Genomic DNA, 3,076 nt, shown 5'->3' with positions numbered 1-3,076 from the left:
CCCGGGGCCCGGCACCTGCCCGGTGCCGGGCCCCGGGGCGTTCCGCTCTCCACCGGGACCCGGCACGTGTCCCGCCTCCCTCTCCGCCCCGTCCCCGACCTCACCGAGGAGCAGCAGTGATCGACCTGACCATCGACGGATCCGTGGCCGAAGTGGTGCTGAACGCGCCCGGGAAGATGAACGCCCTGGACGAGGCCGCCCTCGCCGAGCTGGGCGACGCCTACGCCGAGGCGGCGCAGGCCGGCGTCCGGGCCCTCGTCCTGCGCGGCGAGGGGCGCGGCTTCTGCGCCGGCCGGGACATCTCCGCCGTGGACCCCGCGACCGACGACGCCCACGGCTACCTGGCCGGGAAGGTCACCCCGCTGCTGCGCGCCATGACCCGGTTCCCCGCCCCGACGTTCGCCGCCGTGCAGGGCCCGTGCCTGGGCGTGGGGCTCGGTCTCGCCATCGCCACGGACGTGGTCTACGTGGCGGACAGCGCCAAGATCGGCTCCCCCTTCGCAAACCTGGGCGCGACCCTCGACTCGGGCGGGCACGCCCTGTTCACCGAGCGGCTCGGTGCCCACCGGACTTTGGACCTCATCTACACGGCCGAGCTGATGAGCGGCGAGGAGGCCGTGCGCTCCGGGCTGTTCAGCCGCTCGGTGCCCGCCGAGGAGCTGCTCGAGCTCACCCGGGCCAAGGCGGCGGCCGCGGCCGAGGGCGCGACCGGTGCGTTCCTCGCCTCCCGCGAGCTCGTGGCCCAGATCCGCGACGAGCGCCTGGGGCTGTGGGAGTCCGTGGAGAACGAGAACCGGGTGCAGGGCGAGCTGTGCCGCAGCGCCGACTACGCCGAGGGCTTCGCCGCGTTCCAGCAGAAGCGCCGGCCGCGGTTCACCGGGGCGCGGGACTGACCCGACCGGTCGGCCCGCCCCCGGGAGAGCCGACAGGGTTGAGCGGTCGGGGTTAAGCGGTCGGGGAACAGCCCGCCCGCTCCCCCGGCTGCCGGTTAATGTGGTGGGCATGACATCTACGGTGACCTCTTCGGTGTTCGACCTCTCCGGCTTCGACCGCTCCGTCCGCCCCCAGGACGACCTTTACCGCCACGTCAACGGCACGTGGCAGCGCCGCACGGAGATCCCCGACGACAAGCCGTCCGTGGGCGCGTTCATCGAGCTGCGGGACCAGGCGGAGGCCGCCGTGCGCGAGCTCATCACCCGGGCCCGGGCGGGGGACCCGGAGGCGGTCGAGTCCAAGATCGCGAACCTCTACGCGTCCTTCATGGACGAGGAGCGGATCGAGGCGCTCGGCTCCTCCCCCCTCGCCCCGGACCTCGCGGAGGTCGACGCCGTGACGGACGTGCCCGGGCTGGTGCGTCACCTGGGCCGGATGATCCGCCGGGGCATCGGAGGGCTCGTCGACGTCGACGTCGACGCCGACCCGGGCGACCCCGAGCGCCAGCTCGTCTTCGTGGGCCAGTCCGGACTGGGCCTGCCCGACGAGGAGTACTACCGGGAGGACCAGCACGCCGCGATCCGCGGGAAGTACCTCGAGCACGTGCGGACCATGCTGTCCCTGGCCGGGTTCGAGGACGCCGAGGAGCAGGCCCGCGCCGTGCTGGACCTCGAGACGCGGATCGCCTCACACCACTGGGACAAGGTCACGGTCCGCGACCTCACGAAGATGTACAACCCCGTGGGCTTCGAGCAGCTCGCCGCCGGCACCGAGTTCCTCGACTGGCGGCTCCTGGCCGAGGGCGCGGAGCTGCCCGTGGCGGCGCTGAGCACCGTGGTCAACGCCCAGCCGTCCTTCTTCACCGGCGTCGAGGAGCTGCTCGCCGAGGAGCGGCTGCCGGCGTGGCGGTCCTGGGCCCGCTGGCACCTGGTCTCCGCGCGCGCCTCCTACCTGTCCGCCGCGTTCGTCGAGGAGGACTTCGCCTTCTACGGCACCGTGCTCTCGGGGACCCCGCGGCTCAAGGACCGCTGGAAGCGCGGGGTCGAGCTCGTCAACGGGGTCCTCGGCGAGGCCGTGGGCGAGCTCTACGTCGCGGCGCACTTCCCGCCCACCGCCAAGGAGCGGATGGACGAGCTCGTGGCGAACCTCCTGGAGGCCTACCGCGTCTCCATCACGGGCCTGGACTGGATGACGGAGGAGACCCGGCAGGAGGCGCTGAAGAAGCTCTCCCAGTTCACCCCGAAGATCGGCTACCCGGAGCAGTGGAAGGACTACTCGTCCCTGCGGATCGACCCCGAGGACCTCGTGGGCAACCGGATCCGCACCACGGAGTTCCGGCTCGCCGAGCTGGTCCGCAAGGCGGGCCGCCCGGTGGAGGAGCACGAGTGGCTGATGACCCCGCAGACGGTCAACGCCTACTACCACCCCCTGCGCAACGAGATCGTCTTCCCGGCCGCGATCCTGCAGCCCCCGTTCTTCGACGCGGACGCCGACGACGCCGTGAACTACGGCGCCATCGGCTCCGTGATCGGCCACGAGATCGGCCACGGCTTCGACGACAAGGGCTCGACCTGCGACGGCGACGGCCGGCTGCGCAACTGGTGGACCGACGCCGACCGGCAGGCCTTCGAGGAGCGCACGGCGGAGCTGGTGCGCCAGTACGACCGGCTCGTCCCCGAGCAGCTGGCGGACGAGGGCACGCACGTCAACGGCGAGCTCACCCTCGGCGAGAACATCGGGGACCTGGGCGGGCTCACCATCGCCCACAAGGCGTGGCGGATGTCCCGGGAGAGCGGCAGCGCCTTCGGCCCCGGCGAGCTGATCGACGGCTACAGCCCCGAGCAGCGGCTCTTCCTGTCCTGGGCCTACGTGTGGCAGCAGAAGTCCCGGGACGAGGCCCTGCGCCACCGCATCGCCACCGATCCGCACTCCCCCAACGAGTTCCGGGCGAACCAGGTGGTCCGCAACGTGCCCGCCTTCTACGAGGCGTTCGGCGTCGAGGAGACGGACGCCCTGTGGCTGCCCGAGGCGGAGCGCGTCAGCATCTGGTAGACCGCATCCCCGGTGGGCGGGGCGCGCCCCGCCCACCGGGAGCGCCCGGCGCGTCGGGCGGAGGCGGCGCGGCCGTCGCTCCCCCGGGCCC

General features: G+C 72.8%; 2 protein-coding genes. Both read left to right on the top strand.

Translation table 11 applies throughout. The features are described from left to right. Positions 1-116 precede the first annotated feature (116 nt). Positions 117-893, top strand: coding sequence for an enoyl-CoA hydratase/isomerase family protein (locus ACFU0Y_RS17705; protein ID WP_380216204.1), 777 nt, complete (start codon positions 117-119; stop codon positions 891-893). A 109-nt stretch (positions 894-1,002) separates the two neighbouring features. Beyond that, complete coding sequence (locus ACFU0Y_RS17700) at positions 1,003-2,985, top strand: M13 family metallopeptidase (RefSeq protein ID WP_380216202.1); 1,983 nt, start codon at positions 1,003-1,005, stop codon at positions 2,983-2,985. The last annotated feature ends 91 nt before the right edge of the window (positions 2,986-3,076 follow it).

The sequence above is a fragment of the Kocuria sp. NPDC057446 genome (assembly GCF_042802875.1).
In the GTDB taxonomy this organism is placed as follows: Bacteria; Actinomycetota; Actinomycetes; order Actinomycetales; family Micrococcaceae; genus Kocuria.
The sequence above is the reverse complement of the archived record's forward strand: the minus strand, read 5'-3'. Positions and strand labels throughout refer to the sequence as shown.